Here is a 14,093-nt window from a genome sequence, read left to right as displayed (position 1 = left end):
ACAGGGTGATTATGTCCGGCGTCACAGGGCTTGGCAACCATCCGTTTGGTAGGCGTAGGATGTCGCCACGCGTAATCCCGACAGATGGGTGGACCTGTGGACATCTTCGACGCTCCGGCCTACTGGTCGAGGTTCACCCCCGAGGCCGTCGCGGTGCGCGACGACGACGGGGACCTCAGCTGGACGCTGCTGGTCCGCGGTGCCGAGGCCGGCGCCGCCGTCCTGGCCGCTCGCGGGGTGCAGCCGGGCGACCGGGTCGGCCTGCTCATGCTCAACTCCCGGCAGTTCTGCGTCTCGGCACTGGCCGTCCTGGCTGCGGGTGCGGTCCTGGTGCCGATCAACTTCCGCCTGCACCCCCGCGAGATGGCAGAGCAGCTGGTGGACGCGGGTGCCCAGCTGCTCCTGCACGACGCTCACCACGTCGAGCAGGCCGCCGCCGTACGCACGCGGTGCTCGGTGGAGACCATCGTCCCGGACGAGGTCCAGGCGCCCCCGGCCGCGGACGCGGTCCGGGCCCGCACGGTCCGGGACTTCTCCGACGTCGCGGTGATCCTCTACTCCTCCGGCACCACAGGGCGTCCCAAGGGCGTCGTCATCACCCACGAGAGCATCTACGCGATGGCCCACGACCGGGTCGTCAATGACGCCTGGTCCCGGGACACGCGGACCTACGTGCCCTACCCCCTGGCCTTCTCCGCCGGCCTGCTCGCCTCCTGGATGGCCACCATGGTGGCCGGCGGCATGACCGTGGTCGACGCCGCCTTCGACCCCGGTCGCGCCCTGCGCAGGTTCGAGGAGGACGGCATCACGGTCTTCATGTCGGTCCCCGCACTGTGGCAGGCCATCGTCAACCACCCCGACATCGACAAGACCCGAGTGGACACCCTGTCCACGGTCTCGGCCGGCGGGGCGATGGTCACCCCCGAGCTGATGGGGCGGCTCCGGAGCCACGGCATCCTGCTCTCCCAGGGCTACGGGCTCACCGAGTCCTCCGGCGTCGCGACCGCGCTGCGTCCCGAGGACATCGACCGCAAGCCCGGGTCCATCGGCCGTCCGATGATGCGGATGGAGGCCAAGGTCGTGGACCCGATGGGAGTCGAGTGCCCGGTGGGGGAGTCCGGCGAGCTCTGGCTCCGCGGTCCCGCGGTGATGGCCGGCTACTGGCGCAACGGTGCCCCCGACCCCGCCACCCTGCACGACGGGTGGCTGGCCACCGGTGACATCGCCACCCAGGACGAGGACGGCTTCCTCTACATCGTGGACCGCCTCAAGGACATGATCATCACCGGCGGCATCAACGTCTTCCCCGCAGAGATCGAGCGCGTCCTGGAGGACGTTCCCGGTGTCCTGGAGTGCTCGGTCGTGGGTGCGCCGCACGAGAAGTGGGGCGAGACGCCGATCGCCTTCGTGGTGACCGCCGACGAGACGCTGACCCCGGAGCTGATCGAGTCGCGGCTGCGGGACCAGCTCGCCGGCTACAAGGTGCCGAGCCAGATCCTGGTGCGTGCCGGCTCCCTGCCGCGCAGCGCCAACGGCAAGATCCTGCGCCGCGAGCTGCGCCGGGAGGTGGCGGATGCTCCCGGTGCCGCCACGCAGGCCGATGCCCCCTCCGCCGGAGGGCACCGGGCCCTGGTGACGAGGTACTTCGACGCGGTCAACACCCGCGACTGGACCACCCTGGCCTCCGTGCTCCACCCCGAGGTCACGATCCGGCACGGCGACCTGATGTCCGCCTCCGGCGTGGAGCAGGTGGTCAAGCTTTACCAGGCCATCCTGCTGCAGTACCGGGAGGGCGGCCACGAGGACCGACCGACCCGCATCTTGGTCCAGGGTGACCTGGTCGCTGTCGACATCACCGCCACCGTGGTCAAGCTGGACGGCACCCGGCTGACCTTCCCGGCGGCCGACTTCATCGAAGTGCAGGACGGGCTGCTGAGGTCCATCTCCACCTGGTACGACACCGCGGTCGTCGTGCCGATGATCAAGGGACAGAACTGATGACGACGCTCACCGGCAGCCAGACCCAGCAGGCCCTCGCCCAGCTGCTCGACGAGCGCTACAGCTGCCGTGGCTACCTGCCCGACCTGGTGCCCCAGGACACCCTGAACCGGCTGTTCGAGCTGGCCCAGCGCACCGCCTCGTGGTGCAACACCCAGCCCTGGCAGGTCACGGTCACCTCCGGGGAGGCCACCTCCCGGTTCGCTGCGGCGCTGTCGGACTACACCGCGAGCCACCCTCCGCGCTCGGACTTCGAGATCCCCGCCAAGTACGCCGGGGTGTACGACGAGCGGCGCAAGGAGAGCGGCTTCGCGCTCTACGAGAGCCTCGGCATCGCCCGCGAGGACAGGGCTGCCCGGGCCGAGCAGGCGGGGCGGAACTTCTCGTTCTTCGGCGCCCCGCACGTCGCGGTCATCACCACCGACCGCGACCAGGGGGTGTACGGCGCCGTGGACTGCGGCGGCTACGTGGGCAACCTGATGCTGGCTGCCAGGTCGCTCGGTCTGGCCTCGGTGGCGCAGGCCGCGATCGCGATGTACTCCGACGGCGTGCGGGAGCACCTGGGTCTGACCGAGGACCGGATGACGGTGTGCGCGGTCTCGTTCGGCTACGAGGACCCCTCGCACCCCGCCAACGCGTTCCGGACCACCAGGGCCCCGGTCGAGGTCGCGGTCGACTTCAGGACCCGGTAGGCGGCTCGCGGGTGCGGGGTGCCAGTCGGGCGCGCATGTCGGCGGGCAGGCCGTAGGGCAGGCTGCGCTCGAAGGCCAGTGCGCGGGTGCGCTCGGCGCTGCCGCGCTCGGCGTACAGGGACTTGTAGATCCGGTTGCTGTCCCGGGAGCCGCTGGCGATCTCGCCGGCGAGCTCCGCGACGGCGTCGTCGAGCTGGCCCGGCGGGACGCTGCGGTCAGCCAGGCCGATCGCAGCGGCCGCGCTGCCGGCCACGATGCGGCCGGTGAAGCTCAGCTCGCGCGCTCGGGAGCGCCCGACCCGCTCCGGCAGCCGGACGGACAGCCCCCACGCCGGCACCAGGCCCCAGCGTCCGTGGGTGTCGCCGAAGGAGGCGTCGTCGGCGCAGACCAGCAGGTCGCAGGCCAGCGCCAGCTCCAGGCCGCCGGTCAGGCAGTGCCCGGTGATCTTGGCGATCGTGGGAAACGGGAAGGACTCGAGCAGGTCGATGGTCTCGGCCGCCTCGTGACCTGCCGGTTCGGCGTCCGGGTCGATCGCGTCGAGGTCGAGCCCGGCGCAGAACGACCGTCCGGACCCGGTGAGCACCAGGCAGGTCACGTCGCTCCGGCTGGTCAGCGCGGCCAGATGGGCACGGAGCTCGGCGAACGTCTGCGGCAGCAGGGCGTTGAGCCTGGCGGGACGGTTCAGGGTCACCGTCGCCACGCCGCCGGCCACGGAGAGCAGCACCAGGGGTGCCGCCTCGGGGTGCGCCGTCATCGGTCGACGAGGTCCCGCATCTCGCGCACGGTCGTCACCGGGTCGTCGCCCGCGGGCTTGATCATCAGGTTCGTCACCCCCGCCTCGCGGTAGGCCGCGATGCGGTCGAGCACGTAGTCCCGCGGGCCGACCAGGTTGGTCGCCTCGAGCAGGTCCAGCGGCACTCGGGCCTCGGCCTCCTTCTTGTGCCCGGCGAGATACAGGTCCTGGATCTCCCGGGCCTCCTCGGCCCAGCCGAGCTGGCTGACCAGGTCGTTGTAGAAGTTCTTGTCCCGAGCGCCCATCCCGCCGATGTAGAGCGCGAACATCGGCCGGGCCAGGTCCAGGCAGCCCTTGACGTCGTCGCCGATCGCCACCAGCCCGCCGGCGACGACCTCGAGCGGCGCCAACCCCTCGGTACGCCGGGCGGTCCCGGCTGCCAGCGACTCTCCCCAGACCGTGCCGGCCCGCTCCGGGACGAACATGGTCGGGATCCACCCGTCCGCGTACTCCGCGGTGCCCTCGACGCTGCGTGGACCCAGTGCCGCGACGTAGATCGGCACGGCGGGGCGGCCGGGCCGGTTGAGCAGCTTGAGCGGCTTGGCCAGACCCGTGCCCTCGCCCTGGGGGAGGGGAAGCTTGATCAGGCCGTCGTTCTCGATCACCTCCCGGCGCAGCACCCGCCGGATGATGTCGACGACTTCGCGCATCCGCGCGACGGGCTTCTCGTAGGCGATCCCGTGCCAGCCCTCGACGACCTGGGGACCCGAGGCGCCGAGCCCCAGGATCGTGCGGCCCCCGCTCACGTTGTCCAGCCCGGCAGCGGTCTGGCCCAGCGCGGTGGCGGTGCGGGAGTAGATGTTCATGATCGCGGAGCCGATCTCCACCGTCTCGGTGCGGGCCGCCAGGTAGCCCATCAGGCTGGGGGCGTCGAACCCGTAGGCCTCCGCGACCCAGACGGTGTCCAGGCCTGCCTGCTCCAAGGCGCGGACGGAATCGGCGGCGGCGCGGGGGTCGCCGGCGTAGTCGAGGGCGGTCGAGAGCTTCATGCACATCCTTGGGGTCGGGTGCGGCGAAACTACCAATCGGTTGTTGGGTTGGCAAGGGTTCGGGCGGGGCGAGAACTCGGGTCTGGACAGGCCTTGACGGAACCAAACGGTTGGTTGATCATGTGACGTGCGTCATGTTCCTCGATTCGCGGTGGCTGTCATCTGCGGGTCGGGCGCCGGTCTGCCGCCCGTCCGGGCGCCACCAGCACGAGGAGACCCATGCCTGTACCGAACGACCACGAGGACTACGTCCCGTTGGAGCTCGCCCCGACCCTGACCGCCGCTCTGGCGCGCACGGTGGCGACCCGTCCCGACGCCACGGCCGTGCGCTCGCACGACGGCCGCCTGAGCTACACCTGGTCCGAGCTGGCCGCCGCGGTGGACCGGTGGGCGGCGGGCTTCGCCGGTCTCGGGGTGCGCCGCGGCGACAAGGTGGCGCTGCTGCTGAGCAACCGCCCGGAGTTCTTCGCCGTGGACCTGGCCCTGGTCCGGATCGGCGCGGTCCCGTTCTCCCTCTACGCCTCCTCCTCGCCCGAGCAGAACGCCTACTCGCTCAAGGACTCCGACGCCCGGGCCGTGGTGGCCGAGCACGGTCTGGTGGCCACGCTGTCGGGGGTGGCCCTGCCGGCCGTGCGCGTGCTGCTGGACGCGGAGCCCGGTGAGGGTTGGCTCGATCCGGCCGCGGTGCACGCCGCGGGCGCGGACGTCGACCTCGACGCCGTACCGAAGCCGGAGCCGGACGACCTGCTGACGATGATCTACACCAGCGGCACGACGGGCACGCCCAAGGGGGCGCTGATCTCGCACCGCAACCTGATGCACGCCGCCGACTCGACGCTGCGCAGCGTCCGGGTGCCCGCGGGCACCATCATCGTGTCGTGGCTGCCCACCGCCCACATCGGTGAGCGGACCGGCGGCTACTGCATGACCGTGGTGCAAGGGTTCGAAGCCGTCACCGTCGCGGACCCCCGCAAGGTCGCGGACCTCGTTCCGGCCATCCGGCCCGGCTACTTCTACGGGCCGCCTCGCGTCTTCGAGAAGCTCCGAGCGACCTTCGAGACCTGGCTGCTCGGGCTGGACGAGGCAGAGCAGGCCCGGGTCAGGGCAGGGCTGGACGCCAGCCGGGAGCAGGTGCGCCTGGAGCAGGCCGGCAGGATCGTGCCCGACGACGTGCTGGCGGCCTCCCGGGAGGCACGGACCCTGGTGTTCAAGCCCTGGCGCCAGGAGGTGGGCCTGGACGACCTGAGGATCGCCATCGTCGCCACGGCGCCCAATCCGGGTCCGCTGATGGAGTTCTTCCACGCCGTCGGGATCCCCATGGGCGAGGTCTACGGCCTGACCGAGAGCGGCGCCGGCGGCACGGCCGCCACGGCCGACACGATCCGCATCGGCACCGTGGGACGCGCCGGTCCGCACATGGAGCTGGCCATCGCGGACGACGGCGAGATCCTGCTACGTGGCCCGACGCTGATGGTGGGCTACCACAACCGACCCGCCGAGACCGCCCAGGCGATCGACGGCGACGGCTGGCTGCACACCGGCGACCTGGGGGAGGTCGACGCGGACGGCTACCTCAAGGTGATCGGCCGCAAGAAGGAGATCCTGATCAGCTCGAGCGGCAAGAACATCTCACCGGTCACCGTCGAGTCCGCCATCATCAGCGCCTCTCCGCTGATCAACCAGGTCATGTGCCTGGGCGACGCCCGGCCCTACAACGTGGCCCTGGTGGTCCTGGACTCCGAGCACGCCCTCACCTGGGCGCGGCAGCGAGGCCTCCGGTTCGAGGGCTTGGCCGACCTCAGCCAGGCTCCCGAGCTCCTGCAGGCGGTGCAGGAGGGCGTGGACGCGGGCAACGCCCGGCTCAACCGTCCCGAGCAGGTCAAGAGGTTCCACGTGCTCCCCGTGGAGTGGGTGCCCGGCTCGGCCGAGCTCACTCCCACGTCCAAGATGCGCCGCGGGGAGATCGCGCGCAAGTACTCCGAGACCATCGAGAGGTTGTACGCATGAGCGTCAACGCAGAGGCAGAGATCAACGCCCTGGAGGACCCGCCGCCCACCGGGGACTGGTTCAGCCGGATCCTGGCCGGCGCCGCCGCGTTCGTCACGATCGCGATGATGCTGCACGTCACCGTCAACGCGCTGTCCCGCACGTTCCGCAGCAGTCCCGTGCACGGGACGCTGGAGTACACGCAGTTCTGGTACCTGCCGATCGTCGCGTTCGTCGGGATCGTCACCGCCCAACGCAACAAGGAGCACATCGAGGCACGCCTGCTCTTCGACCACATCCCCGCGCGGGCGCAGCCCTTCGTCCAGGCCGGGACTGACCTGCTCACCCTGGCCCTGGCCGTGGCGCTGACCTACTACACCGCCGAGATGGCGCTGGACAGCATGGACCTGGGACGTACCGCCGGCGTCAGCGGCATCACCATCTGGCCCGCCACCTTCGCCGCGCCGGTCGGGTTCGCCCTGTTCTCGGTGTGGCTCACCGTCGACCTGTTCCGGTCCGTGCGCGCGGGGCTGTCCAAGCCCTCGTCCAGCGGCACCACTCCCGAGGAGTCCTGAGATGACCGATCTGATCACCCCGGTCGGCGCCGAGCCGGCCTCGGAGGCTCCGTCCGGAGCCAGCGGGCGGCGCGGCTGGCTCGTCCTGGCCGCACTCCTGGTCAGCGTCGTGGTCCCCGTCGTGGGCATGTTCGCCGACGTCGAGCGCGAGATCGTCGGGCTCCTGGCCATCGTGATGATGCTCGGCCTGATCTTCGTCAAGGCCCCGGTCGCGGTGGCGCTGATGGTCCCCGGGCTCCTGGGCACCCTGGCGCTGCGCGGCTTCCCGGCGATGAAGAGCGGGCTCACCGACCTCCCCTACAACTCCACCGCCACGTGGACCCTGAGCGTCATCCCGATGTTCGTCCTCATGGGGCTGCTGCTGTGGCAGTCGGGCATCACCACGCGGGTCTACGACACCGGGCGCGACTGGTTGGGCTGGCTGCCGGGCGGGCTCGCCATCGGCACCAACTTCGCCGGGGCCGGGCTCGCCGCGGTCAGCGGCTCGTCCATCGCCACGACGTACGCCCTGGCCCGGGTCGGGGTCCCGGAGATGATCAAGGCCGGCTACGACAAGCGGCTCGCGATCCTCGCCGTGGCGGTCTCCGGGCTGCCGGGGCAGCTGATCCCGCCGAGCATCATGCTGGTCATCTACGCCGGGATCGCCGAGGTCCCGGTCGGTCCCCAGCTGATGGCCGGCGTCGGCCCGGGCGTCCTGGTCGCCCTGGTCTTCGCCAGCGTCATCGCCGGCATGAGCATGGTCTTCCCGCGCCTGACCAACGTCACCGGGGACGTGGCAGCGAAGCCTCGCACGACCTGGGCCGACCGCTGGCGCAGCCTCGGGGGCGCCTGGTCGATCCCCGTGCTCATCGGCATCATCATCGGGGGCATCTACAGCGGCACGCTCACCGTCACCGAGGCGGGCGCGGTGGCGGCGCTGGTGGCGATGCTGCTCACCCTGTTCTACAAGCGCAACGACAAGCCGTTCGCCGCCATCGGACAGGCCTCGGTCAACACGGTGGCGTCCACCGGCGCGATCTTCTTCCTCATCATCGGCGCCACGATGTTCTCGCGGATGCTCACCCTGTCCGGGGTCACCCGGGGGATCGGTGAGTGGATCATCGAGATGGAGCTGCCGTCCTGGCAGTTCCTGCTCCTGATGACCCTCATCTATCTGATCATGGGGATGTTCCTGGACCCCCTGGCGATGATGCTGCTGACGGTGCCGATCCTGATCCCGACCCTGGAGATCCTGGACATCTCGCTGCTGTGGTTCGGCGTCTTCGTGGTCTTCATGGGCGAGCTCGCCGTCCTCACCCCACCGGTCGGGATCCTGGCCTACATCATCCACAACATCACCAAGGACCCCTCGGTCAACCGGGGGACCGACATCTCGCTGCGCGACGTCTTCGTCGCCATCGCCTGGATGATGCCCGCCTCGATCTTCATCGTCGTGATCCTCATCGTCTTCCCGGAGATCGCCACCTACATCCCGGACCACACCGGGGGGTGATGAACCGGCTCCGGCACGTGCGCCCTCAGGAACGTCTCGACTCGGGTCGACCCGACAGCTGATCCATCCACCGCCACGGCGTACCCCTCCCGGGTGCGCTCGACCTCCAGAACAGGAAGCCACATGTCCAGAAGCTTGACCCGCTCCACGAAGTGGAACCGCAAGTCCCTCGGGGTGCTCGCACTCGCGGCCACCCTCACCCTCTCAGCCTGCGGCGGTGACAGCGACAGCAAGGGCGCCGAAGGCGAGAGCGTCGCCGCGGGCGCCTCCAAGGAGGAGTACCAGGCGGCCTTCGAGGAGATCGACCCGATCACCATCATCACCCAGACCGCCGGCGCCCAGGGGACGGTGACCAGCGCCTACTTCGAGGCCTACCAGGAGGCGGTGAGCGACTGGTCCGGCGGGAAGATCGAGTTCGAGACCAACTACGCCTACTCCGTCGCCCCGCCGGTGGAGGTCAGCGACGCGGTGGCAGACGGCCGCCTCGACATGTCCTACACCATCCCGGCGTACCAGCCCGACGAGCTGCCGGCGACCAACGCGCTGATCGACCTCAGCATCTCCGCCGACCAGACGCCGCTGGTCGGAGTGCTGCAGCTGCTGGGCTGGTCGCTGGAGACCTCGAACGCGTCGGAGGAGATCCTCGACGAGTACGAGGCCATCGGCCTGCACCCCCTGCTGCCGGTCTACTCCCTGGGCCCGGACGCTCTCTTCTGCGCGGAGCCGCGCTCCTCGCTGGCGGACTTCAAGGGCGTGACCAGCCGGATGGGGGCCCGCCTGCACGCGGCACAGTTCAAGGCCCTGGGCATGGAGGGCACCAGCGTCGACCTCTCCGAGATGTTCGAGGCGCTGCAGCGCGGCGTGGTGGACTGCACCGTCGCCAACCCGCTGACCGCCGCGCTGACCGGCATCTTCGAGATCGCGCCGAACGCCAGGATCGCTCCGTCGGCCGGGTTCGCCGGCGGCGTGGGCTCCATGGTCATCAACAAGGACGTGTGGGGCGACCTGCCGCTCGCCGCGCAGCAGCTGCTGCACGACCGCCTCGACGTGTTCGTCAAGGAGCAGATCGGGGCCACCCTCAACGCGATCACCGAGACGGTGGAGTCCACCAAGAAGTACGACGGTGAGCTCGGCCTCTTCGACGACGACGTGGTGAGCGCCCTGGAGACCGCCAACGAGGGTCTGCTCGAGGAGAGCCGCAAGGAGCTCGCCGGCGTGGACGACCCCGCGGCGTTCGTCGACGGCTCCGTGGAGAACATGAAGCAGTGGCGCGACGTGGTCACCACCGACCTGGGCTTCGACCCGGACATGACGCCGGAGGAGTTCGTGACCTGGTACGAGGAGAACGACAAGGACCTCGACGTGTTCGACGAGTTCCTCGCCAGGCTCTTCGACGAGGCGATGGGGGAGCGCCGCCCCGCCTGACCTCCGCTCTCAACCTCAGCCCCGTCCCGCGACACGCTCGCGGGGCGGGGCTGAGCCGTCTCAGGACCCGCACAATCGGCGGTAGTCCGCCCGGCGCTGGTGAAGGGGAGTGTGCACGATGTTGTTCGGCGAGGTTCCTGCGCTGCCGGTGGTGGCACCTGTCACCGCAGTGGCGCTCGGCGTCCTGCTCTGGCGCCTGCAGCGGCGCGGCGCGCTGTCCCCGCTCCGAGTCGTGGTGGCCGTCTGCGTCTGCATCTACGGCGCCGGCGTGGTGGCCAACACGATCTTTCCCATCTTCCTGGACAAGCCAGGCGGCACACCACCGTGGTCGTCATCGATCAGCATGACGCTGTTCGACGACTACGAGCTCAGCGACGCGATCCAGAATGTCGTGGTCTTCATCCCGTTGGGCGTCCTGCTGCCCCTGATCGCCGGAACCCGCTCGCTGTGGCGGGTGGCGGGTCTCGGGGTGCTGCTCAGTCTGCTGATCGAGACTGCCCAGTTCTTCAGCGACCACTTCCTCGACGGTGGTCACGTCGCCGACATCAACGACTTCTTCTTCAACGCGGTGGGGGCGCCAGTGGGCTACGGCATCTTCATGATGGCCACGCGAACGCCCATCCTGGCGCGCCTGGCCGATCGGATGAGCTGGCCGTCAACGCGTGCGGTGAACCAGGGCGAGGCCCGCGGGAGAGCGGGCGCTTCCCGAAGCAGGGTGTAGCGCGCCCTGCCGTCGCGCACATGCGCAGTTGGGGCGGTGGCCTCAGCACCGGCGGATCCGCAGCGGCCCTTTCCGAGCCGCTGCGGATCGTCGCTCAGGTGGTCACTGCAGCTTGACGGCGTTGCCTGCCTCGCTGTCGAACCAGCCCTCGGACAGGGTGAAGCCGTCGTCGGCGTCGTTGCTGACCGTGCACAGCTGGGTCTGCCGGTACGCCGTGCGCTCGTCGATGCTCTCACCGAAGGTCATGTTCGGGGTGAGACCCAGGGTGTCGACCGTGGAGCCCTGGGCTGCCTCGATGATGCCGGCCGGAGTGGCGTCACCCTGCTCGATCGCGTTCTCGACGAAGGTCAGGAGCACCTTGGCGGCCAGCCATCCGTTGACGTAGGACCCGTGCGGGGGCAGCGACGGGTCGAGTGTTTCCTTGAACTCGGTGTTGCCCTCGCTCTCCTGGTCCCACAAGGGGTAGGAGCAGGTGGACAACAGCTGCTTCTCCAAGGTGGCGGCGATCGGAAGCTCCATGAGCGACTTGGTGTACGCGACCCCGGGGGAGAGGATCTGCGCGTCGTACTTCAGGGACGACACGGCCCCGGCGGTGGCCAGGAGGCCGCCGGGCCCCATGCCCAGCAGGATGTGGTCTGCTCCGGCCTTGCGCATGGCGGTGACCTGCGCCGTGAGCTCCTGGCTGGTGGAGTCCGCGGAGGTCTCGGCCACCAGTTCCAGGCCGACGGTGTCGCTGACGGCGTCGACGCCCCGCTTCACCGCCTCGCCCATCGCGTCGGCCTGCAGGATGGCGCCGATGCGGGCGTCGGGATCCTCCTCGAGCACGTGGGTCAGGAGGTTGGCGGTGTCCACCTCGACCGCGGTAGCCATCGAGAAGCTGTTCTTCTCCGGGAAGGGGCCCTTGAGCCCCAGGGCCAGCACCTGGTCGTCGCTGGTGAACGCCCGGATCGCGTCCGTGGTCGGCGTCCCGTAGCTCAGCAGCGCAGCGATCTCGTCGCGGTTGCCCTGGTAGAGCTGCACGGCCTTCTGCGGGTCGTACTGGGTGTCCACGGTCTTCACGACCACCTGTCGCCCACCGATCCCGCCGTCGGCGTTGACCTGCTCCAGGTAGGCGTCGAACCCTGCCTGGATCGGCTTGCCACCGGCGGCGGCGGGACCGGAGAGGTCGTTGAGCGAGAGCAGCGTGATCGTGTCCTCGGTGACCCCGTTGCCCGTCTTCACACCACCTTCGGAGGAGCTCCCGTCACCCTCCGGGGCAGCCGTGCAGGCCGTGGCTGCGAACAGCCCGACGGCGAGGAGGACGGCGGCGCGGGTCGGACGGGCTCTGCTCATGGTGGGCTCCTGCTCGTTGACGGGTGGTGCTGGGTCGGTGAAGCGTCCTCAGGCCACCGGCTGCTGGCCGCCGAGGTAGGCCGCGGAGAGCCGCTCCTCGTCGAGGAGCTCGCTCGCCGGACAGCTCAGGACGACGCGGCCCGACGCCAGGACGACCGCCTGGTCGCTGATCGACAGCGCCAGGGAGGCGTTCTGCTCCACGAGCAGCACCGTGACTCCCTGGGCCGCGATCCCGGCCACGACCTCGGCGATCCGCTCCATCATCAGCGGGGAGAGCCCGAGGCTCGGCTCGTCGAGGATGAGCATCTTGGGCAGCCGGAGGGTGGCGCGGCTGATGGCGAGCATCTGCTGCTCCCCGCCGGACAGGTAGCCCGCGCTCATGTCGGACTTGTCGGCCAGCACCGGGAAGTCCGCGTACACCTTCTCGACCGCCGCGGCGAGCTCCTGCTTGTCCAGTCCCTGGCCGCCCACCACGAGGTTGTCGTGCACGGTGAGGTCGGTGAAGATGTGGCGCCCCTCCAGGACCTGGGCCACCCCGAGGCGGACCAGGTCCCAGGGGGCGCGGGTCTCCACGCGCTCCCCGCCGAACAGGATGGTCCCCGAGCGCTCCGCGCGGTACTGCGGAAGCAGCCCGCCGAGCGCCCGGAGGAGCGTGGTCTTGCCGGCGCCGTTGGCGCCGAGCACCGTGGTGACCTTGCCGGTCTCGGCCGCGAGCGTGACCCCGTGAAGGGCGACTGCCCCTCCCGGGTAGGTCACGGACAGGTCGTTGACCTCAAGCACGTCTCAGCTCCTGATCTTCGCTGGTGGGCAACCGGGTCACTGCAGCTCGACGTTGGTGGCGGCCGAGCTCTCGAACCAGTCCTTGACCACGGTCACGCCGTCGTCGCCGTCATCGCTGACGGAGCAGACCTGGGACTCCCGGAAGGGGGTGCGCTCGTTGATCTCCTTGCCGAACGTCATGTCGGGCGTCAGGCCGTCCGTCTGGACGGTGCTGTGCTGGGCGGCCTTGATGATGCCGGCAGGCGTCAGGTCGCCGTCCTCGACCGCGGTCTCGAGGAACTCGTGCAGCATCCGTCCGGCGATCCAGCCCAGCACGATGGTCGCGTTCGGCTCGGTGTCGCCGAGGGCGGCCTTGAACGCCTTGTTGCCCTCCGACTCCTGGTCCCACTGGGGGTAGGAGCAGGTGATCAGCATCTGCTTCTCCATGGTCGGACCGACCGGGAGGGCCAGGAGCGCCTTGCTGTACGCCACTCCGGGCGACAGCAGGGTGGCGTCGTAGTCGAGCGCCGAGACGGCGCCGACCGCGGCGATGGTGGTGCCCGGGCTCAGACCCATGAGGACGTGGTCGGCCCCGGCCTTGCGCATCGCGGTGATCTGCGCGGTGAGGTCCTGGCTGGAGGCATCGACGCTCGCCTCGGCGACGGTCTTGTTGCCCGTCTCGGCGAGCACGGCCTCGACCCCACGCTTGACGCCGTCCCCGACGGCGTCCGCCTGGTAGAGGACGCCGACCTTGGCGTCCGGGTCCTCCTCGTAGACGTAGGTCAGCAGGTTGGCGGTGTCCACCTCGAACGCCGTGCCCTGGGCGACGCTGTTCTCCTCGGGGAAGGGCCCCTTGAAGGCCAGGGCGAGCAGGTCGTCGTCCAGGCTGAAGGACCGGATCGCGTCCGTCGTGGGGGTGCCGTAGGAGACGACGGCGGCGACGTCGTCGCGGGCGCCCTGGTAGAACTGCACGGCCTTCTGGGGGTCGTACTGGGTGTCGGCCGTCTCCAGCTCGATCTTGCGCCCGTCGATGCCGCCGTCCTCGTTGAGCTGCTCGACGTAGGCGTCGAGGCCGGTCTGGACCGGCTTGCCACCGGCGGCGCCGGGTCCGGACAGGTCGGTCAGCGACAGGATCCTGATGGTGTCGTCGGTGACGCCGTTGCCGGTCTTGAGCCCGCCGTCCGCGTCGCTGCCCTCGTCGGGAGCGGCGGTGCAGCCGGCTGTGCCGAGCAGGCCGACCGCCAGCAGGCTGGCGGCGATTCGCTTGCGTGTGTCTCGCATGTGGGTGGATCCCTTCACGGTGTTCTGGATGGATGTCCGGCTGGTGTTGC

12 protein-coding genes are annotated in these 14,093 nt (G+C 70.0%); 7 read left to right on the top strand and 5 right to left on the bottom strand.

The genetic code is table 11. The features are described 5' to 3' along the window. Positions 1–84 precede the first annotated feature (84 nt). Complete coding sequence (locus tag C0R66_RS10540) at positions 85–1,998, top strand: AMP-binding protein (RefSeq protein ID WP_101524660.1); 1,914 nt, start codon at positions 85–87, stop codon at positions 1,996–1,998. Then, complete coding sequence (locus C0R66_RS10535) at positions 1,998–2,690, top strand: nitroreductase (protein ID WP_101524659.1); 693 nt, start codon at positions 1,998–2,000, stop codon at positions 2,688–2,690. Before C0R66_RS10540 ends, C0R66_RS10535 begins: the two co-directional genes overlap by 1 nt. Here the strand turns inward: C0R66_RS10535 and C0R66_RS10530 are convergent. Together C0R66_RS10530 and C0R66_RS10525 are read right to left on the bottom strand one after the other, a co-directional pair. Then, complete coding sequence (locus C0R66_RS10530) at positions 2,677–3,444, bottom strand: enoyl-CoA hydratase/isomerase family protein (RefSeq protein ID WP_101524658.1); 768 nt, start codon at positions 3,442–3,444, stop codon at positions 2,677–2,679. The two genes, C0R66_RS10535 and C0R66_RS10530, sit on opposite strands and share 14 nt — an antisense overlap. Then, positions 3,441–4,472: an LLM class F420-dependent oxidoreductase gene (locus C0R66_RS10525; protein ID WP_101524657.1), complete on the bottom strand. Its 1,032-nt coding sequence runs from the start codon at positions 4,470–4,472 to the stop codon at positions 3,441–3,443. The genes C0R66_RS10530 and C0R66_RS10525 overlap by 4 nt, the downstream gene beginning before the upstream one ends. Before the next feature lie 219 nt (positions 4,473–4,691). On the opposite strand from C0R66_RS10525, the gene C0R66_RS10520 reads away from it, so the two are divergent. From C0R66_RS10520 to C0R66_RS10500, 5 genes are all read left to right on the top strand, one after another. Continuing rightward, positions 4,692–6,479: an AMP-dependent synthetase/ligase gene (locus C0R66_RS10520; protein ID WP_101524656.1), complete on the top strand. Its 1,788-nt coding sequence runs from the start codon at positions 4,692–4,694 to the stop codon at positions 6,477–6,479. Further along, complete coding sequence (locus C0R66_RS10515) at positions 6,476–7,033, top strand: TRAP transporter small permease (RefSeq protein WP_101524655.1); 558 nt, start codon at positions 6,476–6,478, stop codon at positions 7,031–7,033. The genes C0R66_RS10520 and C0R66_RS10515 overlap by 4 nt, the downstream gene beginning before the upstream one ends. A 1-nt stretch (position 7,034) precedes the next feature. After that, on the top strand, positions 7,035–8,525 hold the full coding sequence (locus C0R66_RS10510; RefSeq protein WP_101524654.1) for a TRAP transporter large permease: 1,491 nt from the start codon (positions 7,035–7,037) through the stop codon (positions 8,523–8,525). Between the two features lie 123 nt (positions 8,526–8,648). Then, positions 8,649–9,950 (top strand): TRAP transporter substrate-binding protein DctP, encoded by a 1,302-nt coding sequence (gene dctP, locus C0R66_RS10505; RefSeq protein ID WP_101524653.1) that lies wholly within the window; start codon positions 8,649–8,651, stop codon positions 9,948–9,950. Positions 9,951–10,068: 118 nt separating this feature from the next. After that, positions 10,069–10,671, top strand: a complete 603-nt coding sequence (locus C0R66_RS10500; protein WP_101524652.1) for a VanZ family protein — start codon at positions 10,069–10,071, stop codon at positions 10,669–10,671. Positions 10,672–10,773: 102 nt separating this feature from the next. Here C0R66_RS10500 and C0R66_RS10495 read toward each other — a convergent pair whose 3' ends face one another. Genes C0R66_RS10495 through C0R66_RS10485 form a run of 3 tightly spaced genes read right to left on the bottom strand, consistent with a single transcriptional unit; the run spans position 10,774 to position 14,043 of the window. Further along, a complete protein-coding gene (locus tag C0R66_RS10495) occupies positions 10,774–12,003 on the bottom strand; it encodes an ABC transporter substrate-binding protein (protein ID WP_101524651.1) in 1,230 nt (409 codons plus the stop codon). A gap of 48 nt (positions 12,004–12,051) precedes the next feature. Beyond that, complete coding sequence (locus C0R66_RS10490; RefSeq protein WP_101524650.1) at positions 12,052–12,783, bottom strand: ABC transporter ATP-binding protein; 732 nt, start codon at positions 12,781–12,783, stop codon at positions 12,052–12,054. A 36-nt stretch (positions 12,784–12,819) separates the two neighbouring features. After that, positions 12,820–14,043 (bottom strand): ABC transporter substrate-binding protein, encoded by a 1,224-nt coding sequence (locus C0R66_RS10485; RefSeq protein WP_101524649.1) that lies wholly within the window; start codon positions 14,041–14,043, stop codon positions 12,820–12,822. Positions 14,044–14,093: the final 50 nt, after the last annotated feature.

It is taken from the genome of Nocardioides houyundeii, assembly GCF_002865585.1.
GTDB classification, from domain to species: domain Bacteria; phylum Actinomycetota; class Actinomycetes; order Propionibacteriales; family Nocardioidaceae; genus Nocardioides; species Nocardioides houyundeii.
This window is presented reverse-complemented; position numbering and strand designations above follow the sequence as displayed.

Coding starts and splice junctions, on each gene's coding strand:
- C0R66_RS10500 (WP_101524652.1), top strand. CDS start 10,069: ATGTTGTTCGGCGAGGTTCCTGCGCTGCCGGTGGTGGCACCTGTCACC.
- C0R66_RS10525 (WP_101524657.1), bottom strand. CDS start 4,472: ATGAAGCTCTCGACCGCCCTCGACTACGCCGGCGACCCCCGCGCCGCC.
- C0R66_RS10515 (WP_101524655.1), top strand. CDS start 6,476: ATGAGCGTCAACGCAGAGGCAGAGATCAACGCCCTGGAGGACCCGCCG.
- C0R66_RS10510 (WP_101524654.1), top strand. CDS start 7,035: ATGACCGATCTGATCACCCCGGTCGGCGCCGAGCCGGCCTCGGAGGCT.
- C0R66_RS10535 (WP_101524659.1), top strand. CDS start 1,998: ATGACGACGCTCACCGGCAGCCAGACCCAGCAGGCCCTCGCCCAGCTG.
- C0R66_RS10485 (WP_101524649.1), bottom strand. CDS start 14,043: ATGCGAGACACACGCAAGCGAATCGCCGCCAGCCTGCTGGCGGTCGGC.
- C0R66_RS10540 (WP_101524660.1), top strand. CDS start 85: ATGGGTGGACCTGTGGACATCTTCGACGCTCCGGCCTACTGGTCGAGG.
- C0R66_RS10495 (WP_101524651.1), bottom strand. CDS start 12,003: ATGAGCAGAGCCCGTCCGACCCGCGCCGCCGTCCTCCTCGCCGTCGGG.
- dctP (WP_101524653.1), top strand. CDS start 8,649: ATGTCCAGAAGCTTGACCCGCTCCACGAAGTGGAACCGCAAGTCCCTC.
- C0R66_RS10520 (WP_101524656.1), top strand. CDS start 4,692: ATGCCTGTACCGAACGACCACGAGGACTACGTCCCGTTGGAGCTCGCC.
- C0R66_RS10530 (WP_101524658.1), bottom strand. CDS start 3,444: ATGACGGCGCACCCCGAGGCGGCACCCCTGGTGCTGCTCTCCGTGGCC.